This is a genomic window from Roseateles sp. (genome assembly GCF_049240545.1).
Classification (GTDB): Bacteria; Pseudomonadota; Gammaproteobacteria; order Burkholderiales; family Burkholderiaceae_C; genus Paucibacter_A.
This window is the reverse complement of sequence record NZ_JBMLSK010000082.1, coordinates 48,690-69,062: the sequence shown is the minus strand read 5'-3', so window position 1 is coordinate 69,062 and position 20,373 is coordinate 48,690. Positions and strand designations below refer to the sequence as shown.

Genomic DNA, 20,373 nt, shown 5'->3' with positions numbered 1-20,373 from the left:
GCAACATCCTCGAAAACCCCGCCTGGTACACCGCCTACACGCCTTACCAGGCCGAAATCTCGCAAGGCCGCATGGAGGCCCTGGTCAATTTCCAGACCATGGTGACCGACCTGACCGGCATGGCCATCGCCAATGCCTCCATGCTGGACGAAGCCACCGCCGCCGCTGAAGCGATGACGCTGGCTGCCCGCGTGGGCAAGAGCAAGTCGCAAGTCTTCTTCGTTGCCGACGATGTGCTGCCGCAGACGCTGGAAGTGGTGCGCACCCGCGCTGAGCCGCTGGGCTTCACCGTGCAAGTCGGCCCGGCTGCCGAAGCCGGCAAGAGCGAGTGCTTTGCCGCCCTGCTTCAATACCCCGGCGTATTCGGTGAAGTGCGCAGCTTGCAAGCCGCCGCTGATGCCCTGCATGCCCAAGGCGCTTTGCTGATCGCAGCCGCCGACTTGCTGGCCCTGACCCTGATCAAGTCCCCAGGCGAGATGGGCGCCGACATTGCCGTCGGCACCACCCAGCGCTTCGGCATGCCCATGTGCAATGGCGGCCCACACGCCGCTTACATGGCTTGCAAGGACGAGTACAAGCGCAGCCTGCCCGGCCGCCTGGTCGGCGTCTCGATCGACGCCCACGGCAATCAGGCTTACCGCTTGGCGCTGCAGACCCGCGAGCAACACATCCGCCGCGAAAAAGCCACCTCGAATATCTGTACCGCCCAGGTGCTGCCGGCCGTGGTGGCCAGCATGTACGCGGTCTATCACGGCCCGGCCGGCCTGAAGCGCATCGCTCAGCGCGTCGCCAGCTTCACCGCTGTGCTGTCCAAGAGTCTGCAAGATCTGGGTTGGACGATTGCCAACACCAGCGCCTTCGACACGCTGACGGTGCAAACCGGCGGCAAGACCGATGGCGTGCTGGCTGCCGCCGTCGCTGCCGGCATGAACTTGCGCCGTGCGGCCGTGGATGCCGTCAGCATCTCGCTGGACGAAACCACCACCCGCGCCGACCTGCAAGCGCTGCTGGCGGTGTTCTCGGCTGGCAAGGCTGAGGCCGACTTCTCGGCCTTTGAGAAGGGCGTGGCTTCGCTGATCCCGGCGGAACTGCAGCGCACTTCGGCCTATCTGAGCCACCCGGTCTTCAACCGCTACCACTCCGAAACCGAGATGCTGCGCTATCTGCGCGCGCTGTCGGACAAGGACTTGGCGCTGGACCGCAGCATGATCCCGCTGGGCTCCTGCACCATGAAGCTGAACGCCACCAGCGAGATGATCCCCATCACGTGGCCCGAGTTCGCATCGATTCACCCCTTCGCGCCGCACGATCAGTTGAAGGGTTATGCCCTGCTGAACGAGCAGCTGACCGGCTGGCTCTGCCAAGCCACCGGCTACGCCGGCATCAGCCTGCAGCCCAATGCCGGTTCGCAGGGTGAGTACGCAGGTCTCTTGGCCATCAAGGCCTGGCATGAGTCGCGCGGCGAAGGCAATCGCAAGATCTGCTTGATCCCTGAGTCGGCCCACGGCACCAACCCCGCTTCCGCCCAGATGGTCGGAATGACGGTGGTGGTGACCAAGTGCGACAAGGAAGGCAATATCGACCTGGTTGACCTGAAGGCCAAGTGCGAACAGCACAGCGCCAACTTGGCCGCCATCATGATCACCTACCCCTCCACTTACGGCGTGTTTGACACCCATGTGAAGGAAATCTGCGCGCTGGTGAAGAGCCATGGCGGCCGCGTCTATGTGGACGGCGCCAATATGAACGCCTTGGTTGGCGTGGCGGCTCCAGGCGAGTTCGGCGGTGACGTGTCGCACCTGAACTTGCACAAGACCTTCTGCATCCCGCACGGCGGTGGCGGCCCCGGCGTTGGCCCGGTCTGCGTGGTTGCCGATCTGGTTCCCTTCCTGCCGACCCATCGTGCTGCCGGCTATGAAAGCAAGACCGCCATCGGCGCTGTCTCCGCAGCACCGCTGGGCAATGCCGCCGTGCTGCCCATCAGCTGGATGTATGTGCGCATGATGGGCGCCGATGGCTTGCAGGCCGCCACCGAAGTGGCGATTCTGTCGGCCAACTATGTGGCCGCACGTTTGGCCGATGCCTATGACATCCACTTCAGCGGCAATATCGCTGGCGTCAAGGGTGGCGGCGTGGCCCACGAGTGCATCTTGGACATCCGTCCGCTGAAGGATGCAACCGGCGTCGGCGCCGAAGACGTGGCCAAGCGCTTGATCGACTACGGCTTCCATGCGCCGACCCTGTCCTTCCCGGTGGCCGGCACCTTGATGGTGGAGCCGACCGAGTCGGAGTCCAAGTTCGAGTTGGACCGCTTCTGTGATGCGATGCTGGCCATCCGCGCCGAGATCGAAGAAGTGGCCAAGGGCACTTGGAGCCGCGAAGACAACCCGCTGGTGAACGCGCCGCACACCGCCGAGAGCTTGCTGAAGGCCGAGTGGACCCATGGCTACAGCCGCGAAGTCGCCGCCTACCCAGTAGCCACGCTGCGCCGCCAGAAGTACTGGGTGCCAGTGGGCCGAGTGGACAACGTCTACGGTGACCGCAATCTGTCTTGCTCTTGCCCCCCGATGAGCGACTACCAGAGCTGATCCACACTCTGAAAAGCAAAACCGACCGCGCGCAGAACCCACTGCTGCGCCGTCGGTTTTTTTTGAACCCAAGTTTTCACTTTTTCCTGCGGAGGCCCCATGGCCGTTTCAGTTTTTGACCTCTTCAAGATCGGCATCGGCCCATCCAGCAGCCACACCGTCGGCCCCATGCGCGCCGCGCGGCTCTTCGTGCTGCGCCTGCGCCATGAGGAGCTGCTGGGCAAAACCGCGCGTGTGGTGTCGCAGCTGTACGGTTCTTTGGGCGCCACCGGCAAGGGCCACGGCAGCGACAAAGCGGTCTTGCTGGGCTTGGCCGGCCATGAGCCGGACACGGTGGACGTCGAGCAAGTACCGGCTTACCTGGACGCCATCCGCTCAGGCAATACCGTCAGCTTGCTGGGCGAAAAAACCATTGCCTTCAATGAAGCCAAAGACCTGGTGATGTTCCGTCGCCAAAGCCTGCCGCTGCATGCCAACGGCATGAAGTTCAGCGCCTATGACGAGCAAGGCGAGTTGCTGACTGAGCGCACCTACTACTCGGTGGGCGGCGGCTTTGTGGTGGCAGAAGAGGTGCTGGCCGACGGACAAAAACAAAAAGTCATCGCGCCAGACGCCACCGTGCTGCCCTACCCCTTCAAGTCGGGCGACGAGTTGCTGGCCTTGACCAAGCAGCATGGCATCAGCATCGCCGAAGTGATGCGCCGCAATGAGCGCCACTGGCGCAGCGACGAAGAGACCCGCGCCGGCCTCTTGAAGATTTGGCAGGTCATGCAAGACTGCGTCACCCGCGGCTGCAAGACCGAGGGCATTTTGCCCGGCGGCTTCAAGGTCAAGCGCCGCGCCGCGCAACTGCACCGCGACCTGACCGCCAACCCGGAAGCCGCCCTGCGCGATCCGCTGCAGGTGATGGACTGGGTCAATCTCTATGCGCTGGCGGTGAATGAAGAGAACGCCGCGGGTGGCCGAGTCGTCACGGCGCCCACCAACGGCGCCGCCGGCATCGTGCCCGCCGTGCTGCATTACTACAGCCGTTTTGTGCACCACGCCAATGACGACGGCGTGATCGACTTCTTGCTGACCGCCGCCGCGATCGGCATTCTCTACAAAGAAAACGCCTCGATCTCAGGCGCCGAGGTCGGCTGCCAGGGCGAAGTGGGCGTGGCCTGTTCCATGGCCGCGGCTGCTCTGTGCCAGGTGATGGGTGGCACGCCCGAGCAGGTGGAGAACGCCGCCGAGATCGGCATGGAACACCACCTGGGCCTGACCTGCGACCCGGTGGGTGGCCTGGTGCAGATCCCTTGCATTGAGCGCAATGCGATTGCTTCGGTCAAGGCCATCAACGCCGCCCGCATGGCTTTGCGCGGCGACGGCACCCACTTTGTCAGCTTGGACAAAGTCATCAAGACCATGCGCGACACCGGCGCCGACATGATGACCAAGTACAAGGAAACCGCACGCGGCGGCTTGGCGGTGAATATCGTCGAGTGCTGATCCGGCCTCGCTCAGCGCGGCTGTGGCCTTAGCAAGTCCATCAGGCGAGTGATGCCCACGGGCTCCTCGGCCTGCAAGGGCACCACTGCATAACGCTTGGCATGCTCAGCAGCCACGGCCTGAACGAAAGGCAACTCCTTCGCGGCCCGGGCTTGCAACAAGGCTGAGCGGGTCTGGCCGGCGGCCAAGCTGTTGTTGATGATCCAGGCCCAGGGTTCAATGCCGGCCCGGCGCAGGTCTTGCTGCAGCCGGGCGGCTTCTTGCACCGGCGTGTTTTCGGCCAGGGTGGCGATCAAGACCTTGGTGCGGCTGGCGTCTTGCAACTGCATCATCGGCGTGGTGAAGCGCAGGCCAGCATCGCTCATCTGCCGACTGATCTCGCGGTGATAGGCGCCCGTGGTATCAAGCAACAGCAAGGTGTGGCCGGTGGGGGCGGTGTCCATCACCACAAACTTGCGGCCGGCCTCGCGGATGATGCGGGAGAAGGCCTGGAAGACAGCAATCTCCTCGGTGCAAGGCGAGCGCAGGTCTTCTTCCAGCAGGGCACGGCCGTGTGCATCCAGCTTCTTGCCCTTGCTGGCCATGACTTGATCACGGTAGCGCTGCGTTTCAGTCTGCGGGTCAATGCGGCTGACGGTGAGCTGAGCCATTGCTCCGTTCAAGGTCTCCGTCAAATGCGCCGCTGGATCAGAAGTGCTGAGGTGCACCTCATGCCCGCGCTGGGCCAGCGCGAGCGCAAGCGCCGCCGCCAAGGTGGTTTTGCCAACACCGCCCTTGCCCATCACCATGATCAGCCCGTGACCGGGCGCCTCCAACTCGTCGATCAAATCGGACAAGGCGGGAGCCTGCAGCGGTGTCAGCGCCTGGATGGCCTGTTGCCGCGGATTGGGCTTGAGGGGCTCAGTCAGAAACTGCCGCAAGGCGTCCAAACCGACCAAGTCAAAACCCTGCAAGGGAATGCAGTCCAAGGGCAGCGAGCGCAGCAGCTCCGGCATCGCTGCGAGCGCCTGGGTCTCTCGATGCGCCACCGCCGCCGCCAAGGGATCATCTGCGCCTTCGTCGGCGGGCATCACGCCATTGATGACCAGATACTGTTGAGACAAGCCGACGGCCGCCAATTCATGGTGGGTGCGTGCCAGTTCCCAAAGGCTCGAGGCCTGGGCGCGCGCCACCAAAACCAGCCGGGTTCGAAGCGGGTCGGCCAGGGCCTCTACGGCAGCCTGGTATTGCGTTCTCTGCTTGTCCAAACCCGCCAATGGGCCCAGGCAAGAAGCGTCGCCCTGGCCCGTTTCCAGGAACTGATTCCAAGCCCCTGGGAGTTGCAAGAGTCGAATGGTATGGCCGGTGGGTGCGGTGTCGAACAGCACATGATCAAAACGGGTCAGCAGCGCTTCACCGGTCAACAAACCGGTGAACTCATCGAATGCGGCAATCTCGGTGGTGCAAGCGCCCGACATCTGCTCTTCCATGCCTTTCACCACGGCATCGGGCAAGACACCGCGCGAAGGGCCAACGATGCGGTCCCGGTAGCCTTGGGCTGCAGCATGGGGATCAATCTCTAAGGCCCACAGGCGGGGCACGGCAGGAATCGCGGTGATCGCATTGCCAATTGGCACATCAAAGACTTGGCCGACATTGGACGCCGGGTCGGTGCTGACCAAGAGCACCCGCTGCCCAGAATCCGCCAGTTTCAAGGCGGTGGCACAGGCCAGAGAGGTTTTGCCAACGCCGCCTTTGCCGGTGAAGAAGGCAAAGCGAGGCAGGCGATCGAGGAATTTCAAGCTTGCTTCCATGAGGCTCCGCAGTGTCCGCCCGATGAGGGCGATGGGATAGAACGCGAGGATGGCTTCTGAGTCTGGCGAAAAGTCGCTGGAACCTCGAGCCAAGGTACCGCTAGTCTGCACTGGTTTGAGCCGTCTCAGTTGCGCTGCATCAACTCTTGCATCCATATTTCCAAATCTATAGAATCATCGTTCTATGGAAGAACAAGTCATCATTCGCTCGCTCGCCGCCCTGGCGCAGACCCATCGCTTGAAGGTGTTTCGCCTCTTGGTCGTAGCCGGCAAAGAAGGCCTGACGCCTGGCGCCATTGCCGAGGCGCTGGAGCTTCCGGCGGCGACCCTGTCCTTTCACCTGAAGGAGTTGGCCAATGCCGGCTTGGTGAGCCAGGAGCGCATGAGCCGCAACCTGGTCTACCGGGCCTCCTTCGAGCATATGAATGGCTTGCTGGCCTATCTGACCGAAAACTGCTGCCAAGGTGAAGCCTGCACGACCGCAGCAGCGTCTGCATGCGACTGCTAAGTCGCTTCACTTCAATAGAAGGAATCCAGTGAATCAACCCATCTACAACGTTCTGTTCGTCTGTACCGGCAATTCCGCTCGATCCATCCTTGCTGAAGCGCTGATGAATCATCTCGGGCAAGGAAAGTTCAGAGCCTATTCCGCTGGCGGCCATCCCGTCGGTGCGGTCAATCCGCTCGCACTAGAGACGCTTGCTCGACTGCATTTGCACCAGGAAGGCTATCGGAGCAAGAACTGGGACGAGTTCACCCTGCCGCAAGCGCCTGTCTTGGACTTCGTTTTCACCGTCTGCGACAAGGCGGCAGGCGAGGTTTGCCCCGTATGGCCAGGGCAACCGATGACAGCCCATTGGGGTATGCCAGACCCAGCGGCTGTAGAAGGTAGTGAAGATCAAAAACAACTAGCCTTTCAAGATACCGCTATTGCGCTCAAACGGCGAATTGAATTGATGCTCGCGCTTCCTATTGCCAGCCTCAACAAGATGTCCTTGCAGCAAGCGGTGCAAGACATCGGTCACGCTTAATTCAATGAGTTTCTTACCATGACCTTTAACGTTCTCATCCTCTGCACCCACAACTCCGCCCGCAGCGTGCTCAGCGAAGGCATGCTCAACCATTGGGCGAAAAAGCTCGGCAAAGATGTTCGCGCCTTCAGCGCCGGCAGCGCGCCCAGCGGTCGGCTGAACCCCTTCGCCCTGGAAGCGCTGACGAATGCCGGCGTTGACATCAGCGGCTACCGCAGCAAGAGCTGGGATGAGTTCACCGGCCCCGAGGCGCCTCCGCTGTCCTTGGTCATCACGGTGTGCGATAGCGCCGCGGCCGAGCAGTGCCCAGTCTTTTTTGGCTCACCCTCTGCGGGCGGTCAGCCCTTGAAGATCCACTGGGGCTACCCCGACCCATCCAACGCCGAAGGCGGTGATGAGGGCAAGCGCCGGGCCTTTGAGCTGACCCGGCAGGCGATTGCCTACCGCATGCTGCAACTCTTGAGCTTGCCCTTGGGGCAGTTGAGCAAGGCCGAGTTGCTGGCCGCCTTGAACGAGATTGCAGCCTCTTGAACATGAACAGCAGCACTTCACAAAAGCTCCTGGCCGAGGCGCTCGGCACCGCGCTCCTGCTGGCCGTCGTGATTGGCTCCGGCGTGATGGCCGAGCGCTTGGCGGGCGGCAATGTGGCCTTGGCCCTGCTGGCGAATACGCTGGCCACCGTGGGTGGCCTCTACATCTTGATCGAGGTGTTTGGGCCGATCAGCGGTGCCCACTTCAACCCGGCGGTGTCGCTGGTGATGGCTTGTCGCGGAGATTTGCCCAAAGCCCTGCTCCCTTCTTACATCGCGGTGCAGTTGCTGGGGGCCATGCTCGGCGCCTGGCTGGTGCACGCCATGTTTGAATTGAGTATTTGGCAGTTTTCCAGCAAGCTGCGCGGCGGCACTGGGCAATGGATCGCCGAGGCCGTAGCGACATTTGGCCTCCTGCTGGTGATTCTGCGCGCCCCGGCTGGGCGTGCCTCGGCCATGGTCGCGGCCTATATTGGCGCGGCCTACTGGTTCACCGCTTCAACCTCTTTTGCCAACCCGGCGGCCGTGTTCGGCCGCATGTTCAGCGACAGCTTCGCCGGCATTGCCCCCAGCAGCGCCTTAGGCTTTGTCGTGGCGCAACTGCTCGGTGCCAGCTTGGCCGTAGCCGTGCATCAGGCTTTATCGCCCAAACCTGCGACCCCTCAAGGCGGCGCTGCGGAGCTCGAACATGTCTGAGCTGCTGTTCCCCAATGCAAGCTTTCCGGCGCTGCAGCAAGACTTGTTCGAGCGCCCTGCGCTAGAGCGACTTCAAACACCGCAGCCCTCACAGCATCCGCCGCGCATCCTGATCCTCTACGGTTCGCTGCGCGATCGTTCCTACAGCCGGCTGCTGAGCTTTGAGGCAGCACGCCTGCTTGAGGCCATGGGCGCCGAGGTGCGCATCTTTGACCCCAGCGGCTTGCCGCTGCCGGACGGCGCCGTCGACACCCACCCCAAGGTGCAAGAGTTGCGCGCTTTGGCCTTGTGGTCCGAGGGCATGGTCTGGTGCTCACCGGAGCGCCATGGCGCCATGACGGGGGTGATGAAGTCACAGATCGACTGGATTCCTTTGTCCGACGGGGCGGTGCGCCCCACCCAGGGCAAGACCTTGGCGCTGATGCAGGTCAGCGGCGGTTCGCAGTCCTTCAATGCGGTGAATCAGATGCGCATCCTCGGGCGCTGGATGCGCATGCTGACGGTGCCCAACCAGTCTTCGGTGGCCAAGGCCTTTGCCGAGTTCACCGAAGAGGGGCGCATGAAGCCCTCCGCCTTTTATGACCGGGTGGTGGACGTGATGGAGGAGCTCGTCAAATTCACCCTGCTGACCCGCGACTTCGGGCCCTATCTGGTGGACCGCTACAGCGAGCGCAAAGAAAGTGCGGAGGCCCTATCACGGCGGGTCAATCAGCGCGCCCTTTAAGCTTTGGTGAAAGCCAGGTCTGCTACCGCCCGGGCCTAACGGTCCAAGGGCGGCTTGTCCTTGGGCAGCCAGCGCTTGTAGATGGCCAAGAAACTGCCGTCGCGCTTCATCTCTTGCAGCTTGTCGGACCAGGCCTTGACGACGGCGTCCGGCGTATCCATAGAAAACGCGATATAGCCTTCTGAGCTGGCGTAGCTGTAGACGATCTCCAGCGCGTCTTCCGATACGCCGGCCTTGGCCATGATTTGCGGCATGGACAAGCGTTCGGTGGCATAAAAAGGCGCACGCTTGGCCAGCAACATCTTGATGGCCGTGACTGGGTCGTTGACTGGGCGCAGGTTTTGGAATCCCAGGGTCTTCAGTTCCTCGGCCGTGAACCAGTCGCGCACCACCAAGACCGACGAGGCCTTCTTCGCATCATCCATGCTGCGCAAGCGCATGCCGTTCTGGGCTGGGGCGTAGATAGAGCTGTAGAAGATGACGATGGGACCGACCCATTTGAACTGCTTCTCACGGTCCGGGGTCCGCGCCATCGAAAACAGCGCCACGGTTCCCGATCCTTTGACCTCCCGAAAGGCTCGAGCCCAGGGCATGAACTCAATGCTCTGCTTTCGGCCCAGGCGGCGCTGAATCTCTTGCACCACTTCCACCGCCAGGCCTTTGGGTACCCCCTCTTGGCTGAAGTTGATCGGTGGAAACTCTTCGCTCAGCAAGCGCAACTCGGCCTGCGCTGGCCGCAACAGGCAAAGGAACAGCGCCAAGCTTGCCAAGCCGTAACGCCAAAAACAGCTGGAAATTGTCAACATCGGTGCGCAGAGAATAGCAGCAAGGGATCTGCTTTGCCTGAGCATCAGGGCGAGTCCCTAGGCACAAAAAAAGGGCGTCAAGGACGCCCTTTGCTTGAACCGCGAGGCTGGTTTACTCGGCCGGCATCAAACCCAAGGATGGCGAAGGCTGATCCGCCACGGCAGCCTTGGCCTCCGGCTTGCGTTCCCGCACCAAATAGGAGTACAGCACTGGCACCACCACCAGGGTCAAGAGCGTGGAAGTGATCACCCCCCCGATGATGGCGCGGCCCATCGGTGCCTGGATCTCAGCGCCTTGGTTCAGGGCGATCGCCATCGGCAACATGCCAAAGACCATGGCCGCGGTGGTCATGATGATGGGGCGCATGCGGATCAAACCGGCCTGCAAAAGCGCCTCTGGGATCGTGGCGCCCGCCTTGCGCGCATGGTTGGCAAAGTCCACCAACAGAATTGCGTTCTTGCTGACCAAGCCCATCAGCATGACCAGGCCAATCATCGAGAACACATTCAGCGTCGAGCCGGTGATCAGCAGAGCTAGCATCACCCCGATCAGCGACAGGGGCAAGGAAGCCATGATGGCGATGGGCTGCACAAAGCTGCCGAACTGGCTGGCCAACACGATGTAAATGAAGATCACCGCCAGGCCCATGGCCGCCAGCAAGCCCTTGAAGGCCTCGGCCTGCTGCTTGGCGCCGCCGTCCACATTGAAGCTGACACCGGGCGGCAGTTGGGTGGCCTTGATCATCTTTTGCACATCGGCATTGACGTCACCGGATGCCCGGCCTTCGGTGCCTGCAAACACGGCCTCGCGGCGTTGCAGATCTTGGCGGCGGATCACTTCCGGGTTGAACACCGACTCGATGGTGGCCACCTGATCGAGCGAGATCGGCGAGCCATCCTTGGCAAAGGCCACCGGCAGCTTCAGCATTTGATCGACGCGCTGTCGGGCCTCGACCGGCAAGCGCAAGAGCACCTCGACCTGGTTGCCATCCGGCGTGGTCCAGTAGGTGGCCACATCGCCATTCACATAGGCACGCAAGGATGCGGCCAGTTGGGGTGCCGTCAGACCCAGTTCGCGCACGGCCGAATCCTTCAGCTTGACGGCATAAGCCGGCAAACCGGGCTTGACCGTGGTCTCTACATCGACCGCACCTGGGATCTTCTTGATCTTGGCGACCAGATCGTTGGCCGCCTGGGTCAGCACCTGCGGGTCATTGCCCAGCAGCGTGATCCAAATCGCGCGGTCGCCGCCGACGCTGGCATCCACCCCGGGGATCTTGGCGATGTCGGCGCGGATCGCATCTTCGACCTGCTTTTGGCTGCGCTTGCGCTCCTTCTTGTCGACCAAGGAGATGCTCAGCGTCGCCTGGTTGCGGCCGGTCGTCATGCCCTCTCCAGCCCCGCCGATCACGGTGGAGACCGTCTTGATTTCCTTGTACTCGCTCAGGATCGCTTCGATCTGCGCCACTTTGGCATTGCTGCGCTCCAGACTGGAGGCGACCGGCATGCGCAGATTGACCTGGGTGAAGCTGTCATCGGTCTTGGGAGCGAACTCGCTGCCGACAAAGCCGGCCAGCACCAAAGCCAGCACAAAGCTGCCCCCGCCGCCCATCATAACCAGGCCGCGCGGCGTGATGGTGGCCAGACGCAGGCGGCGCTTCTGGCTGCGATCGCGCTGACCCTGGGCATCAAAAGGACGGCCAAACACCGGGATCGGCGGCACCCACAGCCGATAGCGGCGGCCCGAGAAAGCCCAGCGAATCGTCACCTCATAGGCGCGGTGCAAGACGTCCATGCCGCGATCGGTGGCCCGAAGCAAATGGCCAATGACCGGCACGCGCTGCAGGTAATGGCTCGGTGGGTCTTTCCAGATCGAGCTGAGCATCGGATCCAGCGTGAAGCTAACAAACAAGCTCACCAGCACCGCCACCGCCACCGTGATACCGAAGGGATAGAAGAACTTGCCGATGATGCCGCCCATGAAGGAAATGGGCACAAACACCGCGCAGATCGCGAAGGTGGTGGCCATCACCGCCAGGCCGATCTCGTTGGTGCCGTCAAAGGCGGCAGTGCGATGGTCTTTGCCCATGCCGACATGGCGCACGATGTTCTCACGCACCACGATGGCGTCGTCGATCAAGAGGCCGATGCACAGGCTCAGCGCCATCATCGTCATGAAATTCAGAGTGAAGCCGAAGGCATGGATGGCGATGAAGCTGGAGATCACCGCGATTGGCAGCGTCAGGCCGGTGATGATGGTGGAGCGCCAGCTGTGCAGGAACAGGAACACGATGGCGATGGTCAGCAAGGCGCCTTCGATCAGCGTGTGTTTGAGACCTTGAAGCGAGTTTTTCACGTTGTCGCTGGAAGCAAAGATGATCTCCAACTCCACATCCGCCGGCAGCGTCTTGCGCAGCTCCGCCATCGCTTCTTTGACCCCCTCGCCAGTGGTCACGATATTGGCGTCTTGCTGCTTGAAGACGTTGAAGGTAACCGCCTGCGCGCCATTGATGCGGGCAATGCTGTCGGGCTCACGTTCGCGCTCCACCAAGGCGCCCAAGTCACCGAGGGTCAGCACCAAATTGCCGCGCCTTGCGACCACGATGTTGGCGAACTGCTTGGGGTCTTTGACGCGGCCCTCAACGCGCAGAATCGCATCGGCATTCTTGTCAGAGATCAGGCCGACAGGCTGGTCGGCATTGGCCTCACGCAAGGCCTGTGAGATTTCAGCAGGCGTGACGCCGTAGGCGCGCAGCCGCAGCGGATCCAGGTCGATGCGCACCTCGCGCGTGACCAAACCGCCCACATCCACCCGCGCAACGCCATCCACACGACCCAGGCGCTTGGCGATATTTAGCTCCGCCATCATGGACAGTTCGCGCGCCGGCCGGGTCTTGCTCATCAGCGCGGCCAGCACGACGGGCTGGTTGTCCTCGATCTGGGCGCGCGCCACCGATGGCGCCTTCACTTCGCGGGGAAAGCTGGCTTGCGCAGCGGCCACGCGGTCACGCACTTCCTGCATGGCGCGGCCCATATCGGTGTTCAGGCCGAACTCCACCTGCGCTTGCACCCGACCCTCGAAACTGCGCGACATCACTTTTTCAACGCCGGCAATCGAGTTCAGCGCTTCTTCGAGTGGCTTGGCCACTTCGCGCTCCATCGCTTCGGGCGAAGCCCCGGGATAGCGCACATCCACCGAGGCCACCGGAACGGAGATGTCCGGCATGTTCTCCACCCCCAGCTTGGCATAGGAGAACAGACCCAACACGCACAGCGCCACCATCACCATGGTCGCAAAGACCGGGTTTTGGATCGAAACTTTGGTCATCCACATGATGCGGTCCTCAGTTCACCGCAACGGCAGAGGCCGCCGGCGCGCCACTTGCGGCCACCTTGGTCTTGGTCGGCACCACCGAGGCCTTGGCGCCCTCGCGTAAATTGTCGAAACGTGCGGCTAACACCTGGGCGCTAGGGCTGAGACCCTGCAAGACCTCCACCCGGCCTTCTCGCGCATCGCTGCGACCGGTGGTGACAATGCGGCGCAGCAGAGCGCCGTTCTCAATCATCCACACCTGTTCCTGGCCGGCATTGCTGGTGACGGCCGCCTGCGGCACCGTCAGGCGTTCGGCATCATCCGGCAACTCGACGCGTGCGACGGCATATTGACCGGCGCGGTACTCCTCTTTGGGATTGGCCAGCTCCAGGGTCACACCAATCGAGCGGGTGCCGGGTTCGGCCGCCGGTGCAATGCGGCTGATGCGCGCCTCCACCGAGCGGTCACTGCCCTCCACCTTGATCTGCACCGGCATGCCGGGCTTCAAACGGCTGACCTCATGGGTGCCGACCAAGCCCGCCAGCTCCAAGCGACTCAAGTCCACGATGCTGAGGACTTGTTGTTCGGGCGCCAACTTCTCGCCAGGCAGCGCGTGGCGCTTGCTGACCACGCCGCTGATGGGCGCCACCAATGCGGCCTGACGCAGCGTCACCTGGGCGGTGTCCAACTGCGCCTTTGCGGCCGAGACCTGGGCGCGGGCGGCTTCCAAGCTGGCTCTTGAGGTGTCCAGCGCCGTCGAGGCAATGAACTTCTGATCCGCCAGGCCTTGATTGGCCTTGAACTGACGCTCGGCTTGGTCAAACTGCGCGCGGGCCGACTCCAAGCTCGCATTGCGCTCGGCGATGCGGTAGCGCAACTCTTCCAGGTCCAATTGGCCCAGGTTCTGCCCAGCCTTGACACGGCTGCCTTCGGCCACGCTGAGGTTCACCAAGGTGCCGGTTGACTTGGCACGCACCACCACGGTGCCAGGCGCCACCAAGGGGCCTGAGAACTCGATCTGCGCGGGCATGCGGGTCAAGACCGGCTTGACCACCTCGCTGGGGACGAACTCCAGCGCCACGGCGGGCTTGTCATCGCCACTTTTCTTGCTGGCGTTTGCGTGGGACCCTGCGGTTGGAGATTGACTGGCCTTGCTGCTGCCCAGCACGATGACACCGGCACCACCGGCCAAAACCACTGCGGCGATGCCGCCGATAAGCCATTGCTTGCGCATGGAATCCCCCAATATCTGTCTGGCTGAAAGTGGCCGCAGTGTAGGGACGGGCCTGCTCGGCCGCGATAGCGAGAGGGATGAACTGCAGAAACCGGTGCTCGACCTGCTTGCAGCGCTGATCAGAGGGTCTTCAGAGTTGCCCGGCGGCGATCCCAAACCAGGCTGCGCCAGCAGCAAACCGCGCTGCCCAGCGCGGCCAGTGCAGCCACACCGAAGACGGCGGCATAGCCGGTGTGAGAAACCAGCCAGGCACCGGCCACGCTGCCCAGCACGCCCGAGCAACCATAGCCCAGGACCGAATACAAGGCTTGACCCCGACCGCGCAGAGGGCCAGGGAAGTAGCGCGTCACCAGCGCGATGCAGGCGGTGTGTTGGGCCGCGAAGGTGATGGCGTGCAGGCATTGCGCCAGCACCAAGATCAGCAAACTGTCGGCGAAGGCGCCGGTCAGACCAAAGCGCAATGCCGTCAACACAGCCGCTGCAATCAGCCAGTGGTGCAAGCTGCCGCGCTCCATCATGCGGCCCTGCAGCGAGAACCAGGCGATCTCCACCCCCACCGATGCCGCCCACAGAAGACCGACGATCTGCTTGCCGTAGCCCAACGAGTCAAGGTAGAGGCTGAAAAACGTGTAGAGCGCCGTGTGCGCCAGCACGGTCAGAAAGACACCGGCAAAGAACCAGCGCACCTCCGGCCGGCGCATCACTTCGGTGACGGGCGGGCCCGGCACATGCGTGTGCCCGGCAGCTTCCGTTTGATCCGGCAAGCGCCAGGCCATCACCACCACGAAGGCCAGCAAAACAAGGACTGTGGCCGCAAAGGCCTTCATGCCGAAATGCTCGAACCACCAACCGGCCAGCAAGACGGTCGCCAAAAAACCGACCGATCCCCAGACCCGGACCCGGCCATAACGGCGCGCATCCATGCCACCCTCCGGCGTCATCAACTGCGCGGCGATCAGCGTCTCCGTCAGCGGCACGATGGCCGCGTTGAAGCTGAACATCAAAAACGTCGCCGCAGCCAGCGTCGTCGCCGTCTGCCAAGGTGGCGGCAGTAAAAAGCCTAGACCGGCGAGCAAGCTTGCCAATGACGCAAACCGGATGATCTTGATGCGTTGACCGGTTCGGTCCGCCAAAGCCCCCCAGGCATAGGGCGCAAACAGCCGGGTCCAACTGGCGAGCGAGACCAAAAAGCCAATCGCCACGACGGACAGACCCAGCTCCTTGTACCAAAGCGGGGCAAAGGGATTGAAGCCGCCGATCGCAGCGAAGTAGGCGAAAGAAAGTGCGCTGCAGGCCTGCAGCGTGCGCCTGGATGCGGCGCTTTCAGCCATTCAATTCAAGGGGCGGACGCGGCAATCGCTTCGATTGGCAAGACCACATCGCCGCACTGCGCTCGGTGACGCAGGGCATGATCCATCAAGACCAGGGCCAGCATGGCCTCGGCAATCGGCGTGGCGCGGATGCCGACGCAAGGGTCATGGCGACCAAAGGTCTCGACGGTCGAAACCTCACCGGCGCGGTTGATCGAGGCTTTGGGCGTACGGATCGAGCTGGTGGGCTTGATGGCGATAGAAGCGACGATGTCCTGGCCGGTTGAAATGCCGCCCAGCATGCCACCCGAATTGTTCGAGGCGAAACCCAGCGGCGTCAGCTCGTCACCATGCTCGCTGCCACGCTGAGCCACCACGCCAAAACCGGCGCCGATCTCCACACCCTTGACCGCATTGATGCCCATCATGGCGTAGGCGATATCGGCATCGAGCTTGTCGAACAGCGGCTCCCCCAGGCCCACCGGCACGCCGGTGGCTTCGACCCGAATGCGTGCGCCGACCGAATCGCCCGACTTGCGCAGCGCGTCCATATAGGCTTCCAGCTCAGCAATCTTGCTGGCATTGGCCGCAAAGAAGGGGTTGTTGCTGACGTGCTCCCAGCCTTCGAAAGGAATCTCGATCTCGCCGAGTTGTGTCATGCAGCCGCGAAACTCGGTGCCGAATTTTTCTTTCAACCATTTGCGAGCCACCGCGCCAGCGCCGACCATGGGCGCCGTCATGCGGGCCGAACTGCGGCCGCCGCCGCGCGGATCACGCAAGCCGTATTTGCGCCAGTAGGCGTAGTCGGCATGGCCGGGGCGGAAGGTGTCGAGGATATTGCCGTAGTCCTTGCTGCGCTGATCGGTGTTCTTGATCAACAAGCAAATCGGCGTGCCGGTGGTGAAGCCTTCATACACACCGGAGAGGATCTCCACCGCATCGGGCTCATTGCGCTGGGTCACATGGCGCGAGGTGCCGGGGCGACGGCGATCCAACTCGGGTTGAATGTCGGCTTCGCTCAGGGCCAGGCCAGGTGGGCAGCCATCAATCACGCAGCCGATCGCGGGTCCGTGGCTCTCGCCGAAATTGGTGACACGGAACAATTCGCCGAAAGTGCTGCCTGACATGGATGACCTGGTTTGCTTGGGGAATGGGGTGCGCAAAGGCTGGCCGATTCTATCGGGCGCTCAGGCATAGGCCGGTGCGGCCATGAAAAAAGCGGCCCGCAGGCCGCTTGGTCAATTGGAGAACAGGCAGGCGCTCAGCGCTTGCTCAGAGCTTGGACTCGCCTGCGGTCTCCGGATTGTCTTCCAGCGGCCAATCGCGGATATAGGCCTTGAGCATGCGATTCTCGAAGTCTTGCCCGTCCACCACCGCCTTGGCGACGTCGTAAAAAGAGATCACGCCCATCAGCGTCTTGCCGTTCAGCACGGGCATATAACGGGCATGGCGGCCCAACATCATGCGGCGCACTTCGTCGATTTCGGTTTCGGGCGTGCAGGTCAGCGGATGGTCATCCATGACGGTGCGAACCAGCATGGAGCCGACACTGCCGCCGTTGCGAACCACCGCAGCAATGACCTCACGGAAGGTCAGCATGCCGACCAGATCACCATGCGTCATCACCACCAAAGAGCCGATATCCCGCTCGGCCATGGTCGTGACCGCCAGCGACAGCGATTCGTCCGGGGTGACCGTGAACAGCGTGCCGCCCTTGACCCGCAGTATGTCGACGACCTTCATGCTCTTCTCCTCAAACGCTGGGCATCCAGGGCCAAAAATGGCGGCTCCGATGCCGGGTTGGTAACTGGGAAGAAACATAGCACACAATCTCCGCATCAAACATCTGGGAGACACCATGTCCGGCTATGCCGACCCTGCTTTTGACACCTTGGCGCTACACGCCGGGGCTGCCCCCGACCCCAGCACCGGCGCGCGCGTCACGCCGCTGCATCTGAGCACCTCGTTCGTGTTCGAGAACTCCGCGCACGCCGCCTCGCTGTTCAATATGGAACGCGCTGGCCATGTCTACTCTCGCTTGTCCAACCCGACCACGGCGGTATTCGAGGAGCGGGTCGCAGCGCTGGAAGGAGGCGTCGGTGCTATTGCTACCGCCAGCGGTCAGGCGGCCCTGCACTTGGCGATTGCGACCTTGGCTGGCGCCGGCTCGCACATCGTCGCCAGCGGCGCGCTCTACGGCGGCTCGCACAATCTTTTGCACTACACCTTGGCGCGCTTCGGCATCGAGACCACCTTTGTGAAGCCCGGCGAACTGGACGCTTGGCGAGCCGCCATTCGGCCCAATACCAAGCTGCTGTTTGGCGAAACGCTGGGCAACCCCGGCCTGGATGTGCTGGACATCCCGAACATCGCCCAGATTGCTCACGAAGCGGGTCTGCCCTTGCTGGTGGACTCGACCTTGACCACGCCCTATTTGATGCGGCCTTTTGCTCATGGTGCAGACTTGGTCTATCACTCGGCGACCAAGTTTCTATCGGGCCACGGCACGGTGGTGGGCGGCGTGTTGGTGGACAGCGGCAACTTTGACTGGCAAGCCGCGCACGAGCGGCACGGCTTGTTCCCCGAGTTGTGCGAGCCCTATGCGGGCTTTCACGACATGGTGTTTGCGGAAGAGAGCACCGTCGGCGCCTTCTTGCTGCGCGCTCGCCGCGAAGGCCTGCGCGACTTTGGCGCCTGCATGAGCCCGCACACCGCCTGGTTGATCTTGCAAGGCATTGAGACCTTGTCCCTGCGCATGCAGCGCCATGTGCAGAACGCGCAGAAGATCGCCGAGTTTTTGGCGGCCCATGCGCAAGTCGAACGAGTCGGCTACCCCGGCTTGGCCAGCCACCCCGACCATGCGCTGGCGCAGACCTTGCTGCCGCGCGGCTGCGGCTCGGTCTTCAGCTTTGACTTGAAAGGCTCACGGGCCCAAGGGCAGGCCTTCATCGAAGGCTTGAAGATCTTCTCGCACCTGGCCAATGTGGGCGACTGCCGCTCTTTGGTGATCCACCCCGCCTCCACCACCCACAGCCGCATGGACGACGCCGCGCTCGCGCTGGCCGGCATTGCGCCGGGCACCATCCGCCTCTCCATCGGCCTGGAAGATGCCGACGACTTGATCGATGACCTGAAGCGCGCGCTCAAGCTCGCCTCCAAATAAGCGCAGGGAAGCAGCCAGATGAAAACCATCGTCAAGGGCCAAGAGGCCTATGCCTACACCGGCGGCAAACCGTTGGACCCCACCCTGCCCGCGCTCGTCTTCATCCACGGTGCCTTGAATGACCACAGCGTCTGGACGCTGCTGGCGCGCTGGTTTGCTCACCATGGGCATGCGGTGTTGGCGGTCGACTTGCCCGGCCACGGTCGCAGCGGCGGCCCGGCGCTCAGCAGCATTGCCGAGTTGGGCGATTGGATCTGGGATCTGCTCGATGCAGCCGGCATCAGCCGCGCGGCCTTGGTCGGCCACAGCATGGGCTCGCTGATCGCGCTCGAAGCTGCAGCACGGCAGCCCGAGCGCGCCAGCCATTTGCTGATGGTGGGCACCGCTTACCCGATGAAGGTGAGCGAGGCGCTGCTGAACACCGCCGAAGCAGACCCGTGCAAGGCCATTCAGATGGTCAATCAGTTCTCCTTCTCCAGCCTGGCCGCTAAGCCTTCTTACCCCGGCCCCGGGGCTTGGCTGCAAGGCGCTGAGTTGGCACTGAAGCGGCGCATCCAAGCCAAGCAAACGGCCCTCAATCTGTTCGCTCACGATTTCCGACTGTGTGACGCCTATGACGGCGGTCTAGAAGCTGCGGCTCGTGTGACTTGCCCTTGCGACTTCATCCTGGGCGAGCGCGACCAAATGACGTCGCCAAAACAAAGCCGCTCACTGGCCGAAGCCTTGCAAGCCAAGACTCATTTGCTACCCGCCGGACACTCGCTGATGGCCGAGCAACCGGACTTGATGCTGCAGGCTGTTCGCATTGCCTTGACCCGCAAAGGGGTTTGAAGCTACGCGCCTTCAGTTGCGATAGCCGATGCTCAGCCCCAGGCTGTAGCCCTGGTTCTGCTCGATGATCGGGCTGTTTAAAGCCGGACCCAAGAGGCGGCTGTAGCCCGCACTTGCAAAGCCCAGCCAATGGGGGCTGAAGGCATAGGTGTAGCCGGCATTCACGCTGAACTCACGCAAACCCGCCCTGGCCCGGTAGCTGCGCCCCAAACGGGTCGCGGCGGCGCTGCCCTCGGGAACGCCGAAATAACTGTCCATATAGCGGCCATCCCCGCCGCCCAGGCTAAGGCCGGCCAAGAGTTCGGAGCGGCTGTCGCGGTAAAGGCTGTGGCTCAGGTCGATATGGCCGACCAGGCCGCCGCCGCGTCCCGCCAGGTCTTGCCCCAGCGCGCCGGACAGATGCCATTCGGGCGCCAGCGTGTAAGCACCATAGAGGCGCCCGCGCACGGTGCTGCGCACTTCGGGCAAGCCGGCGGTCACGCCTTCATTGCTGATCTTGCGGCCGCCATCCAGACGCAGGCTGACGCCGAATCTGAAGCGCCCATCGCTGTAGAGATCCCGGCTGGCACCCGGGCCTGGGCCGATAGCCGCATGGCCGAAGCCCATCAAGGCGGCACCACCCGAGGTAGAGATGCGCCACTTGCCCCAACGCAGCGCCCACATCGGCCCAAGCGAGGCGTTGTATTGCTTGGAGCCCCAGTAATCGGCACCGTAATGACTGGCCACGCCGATCAGATAACGGAAGTCATCGTCCACCAACTCACCGTGTTCCATCTCGGGGTCGAGCACGGTGATCAAGGCCTTCATGGGCGGTTTCAAAAGGCTCTCAATCGGATCGTCACTTTGCTCCGTGGCAGGCGGGG

At 62.8% G+C, this 20,373-nt stretch carries 17 protein-coding genes; 9 read left to right on the top strand and 8 right to left on the bottom strand.

Annotated features, from left to right (window positions below):
- The coding region (gene gcvP / locus ACOVRJ_RS05490) for an aminomethyl-transferring glycine dehydrogenase (protein WP_422042887.1) at window positions 1-2,588 on the top strand (2,588 nt) is incomplete at its 5' end.
- A 99-nt stretch (window positions 2,589-2,687) separates the two neighbouring features.
- A complete protein-coding gene (locus ACOVRJ_RS05485) occupies window positions 2,688-4,079 on the top strand; it encodes an L-serine ammonia-lyase (RefSeq protein ID WP_422042886.1) in 1,392 nt (463 codons plus the stop codon).
- Window positions 4,080-4,090: 11 nt separating this feature from the next.
- On the opposite strand, the gene arsA is transcribed toward ACOVRJ_RS05485, so the two are convergent.
- Entirely contained in the window at window positions 4,091-5,860 is a 1,770-nt protein-coding gene (gene arsA, locus ACOVRJ_RS05480) for an arsenical pump-driving ATPase (protein ID WP_422042885.1), read from the bottom strand.
- A gap of 196 nt (window positions 5,861-6,056) precedes the next feature.
- On the opposite strand from arsA, the gene ACOVRJ_RS05475 reads away from it, so the two are divergent.
- Genes ACOVRJ_RS05475 through arsH form a run of 5 tightly spaced genes read left to right on the top strand, consistent with a single transcriptional unit; the run spans window position 6,057 to window position 8,853 of the window.
- Window positions 6,057-6,380: an ArsR/SmtB family transcription factor gene (locus tag ACOVRJ_RS05475; protein ID WP_422042884.1), complete on the top strand. Its 324-nt coding sequence runs from the start codon at window positions 6,057-6,059 to the stop codon at window positions 6,378-6,380.
- 28 nt (window positions 6,381-6,408) lie between these two features.
- Window positions 6,409-6,903 carry an arsenate reductase ArsC gene (locus ACOVRJ_RS05470; protein WP_422042883.1) on the top strand — a complete coding sequence of 165 codons (495 nt, stop codon included), beginning with the start codon at window positions 6,409-6,411 and terminating at the stop codon, window positions 6,901-6,903.
- Between the two features lie 18 nt (window positions 6,904-6,921).
- Window positions 6,922-7,434 carry an arsenate reductase ArsC gene (locus ACOVRJ_RS05465; RefSeq protein ID WP_422042882.1) on the top strand — a complete coding sequence of 171 codons (513 nt, stop codon included), beginning with the start codon at window positions 6,922-6,924 and terminating at the stop codon, window positions 7,432-7,434.
- Window positions 7,435-7,436: 2 nt separating this feature from the next.
- Window positions 7,437-8,129, top strand: coding sequence for an aquaporin (locus ACOVRJ_RS05460; RefSeq protein ID WP_422042881.1), 693 nt, complete (start codon window positions 7,437-7,439; stop codon window positions 8,127-8,129).
- On the top strand, window positions 8,122-8,853 hold the full coding sequence (gene arsH / locus ACOVRJ_RS05455; protein WP_422042880.1) for an arsenical resistance protein ArsH: 732 nt from the start codon (window positions 8,122-8,124) through the stop codon (window positions 8,851-8,853). The genes ACOVRJ_RS05460 and arsH overlap by 8 nt, the downstream gene beginning before the upstream one ends.
- A gap of 35 nt (window positions 8,854-8,888) precedes the next feature.
- Here the strand turns inward: arsH and ACOVRJ_RS05450 are convergent, their stop codons facing one another.
- From ACOVRJ_RS05450 to ACOVRJ_RS05425, 6 genes are all read right to left on the bottom strand, one after another.
- Complete coding sequence (locus ACOVRJ_RS05450) at window positions 8,889-9,659, bottom strand: substrate-binding periplasmic protein (protein WP_422042879.1); 771 nt, start codon at window positions 9,657-9,659, stop codon at window positions 8,889-8,891.
- A gap of 112 nt (window positions 9,660-9,771) precedes the next feature.
- Window positions 9,772-12,993: an efflux RND transporter permease subunit gene (locus tag ACOVRJ_RS05445; RefSeq protein ID WP_422042878.1), complete on the bottom strand. Its 3,222-nt coding sequence runs from the start codon at window positions 12,991-12,993 to the stop codon at window positions 9,772-9,774.
- Between the two features lie 10 nt (window positions 12,994-13,003).
- Complete coding sequence (locus tag ACOVRJ_RS05440; protein ID WP_422042877.1) at window positions 13,004-14,206, bottom strand: efflux RND transporter periplasmic adaptor subunit; 1,203 nt, start codon at window positions 14,204-14,206, stop codon at window positions 13,004-13,006.
- Between the two features lie 119 nt (window positions 14,207-14,325).
- The gene (locus ACOVRJ_RS05435; protein WP_422042876.1) at window positions 14,326-15,537 is read right to left on the bottom strand and encodes an MFS transporter; all 1,212 of its coding nucleotides are present in this window, start codon (window positions 15,535-15,537) and stop codon (window positions 14,326-14,328) included.
- A 5-nt stretch (window positions 15,538-15,542) separates the two neighbouring features.
- Window positions 15,543-16,643, bottom strand: coding sequence for a chorismate synthase (aroC, locus tag ACOVRJ_RS05430; protein ID WP_422042875.1), 1,101 nt, complete (start codon window positions 16,641-16,643; stop codon window positions 15,543-15,545).
- A 145-nt stretch (window positions 16,644-16,788) separates the two neighbouring features.
- Window positions 16,789-17,259 carry a CBS domain-containing protein gene (locus tag ACOVRJ_RS05425; protein ID WP_422042874.1) on the bottom strand — a complete coding sequence of 157 codons (471 nt, stop codon included), beginning with the start codon at window positions 17,257-17,259 and terminating at the stop codon, window positions 16,789-16,791.
- 115 nt (window positions 17,260-17,374) lie between these two features.
- Here ACOVRJ_RS05425 and ACOVRJ_RS05420 point away from each other — a divergent pair, with 115 nt between their 5' ends.
- A complete protein-coding gene (locus ACOVRJ_RS05420; RefSeq protein WP_422042873.1) occupies window positions 17,375-18,679 on the top strand; it encodes an O-acetylhomoserine aminocarboxypropyltransferase in 1,305 nt (434 codons plus the stop codon).
- A gap of 18 nt (window positions 18,680-18,697) precedes the next feature.
- Window positions 18,698-19,510: an alpha/beta fold hydrolase gene (locus tag ACOVRJ_RS05415; protein WP_422042872.1), complete on the top strand. Its 813-nt coding sequence runs from the start codon at window positions 18,698-18,700 to the stop codon at window positions 19,508-19,510.
- A 12-nt stretch (window positions 19,511-19,522) separates the two neighbouring features.
- Here ACOVRJ_RS05415 and ACOVRJ_RS05410 read toward each other — a convergent pair.
- Window positions 19,523-20,373, bottom strand: an 851-nt coding sequence (locus ACOVRJ_RS05410; RefSeq protein WP_422042871.1) for a MipA/OmpV family protein, incomplete at its 5' end; no start/stop codon positions are given.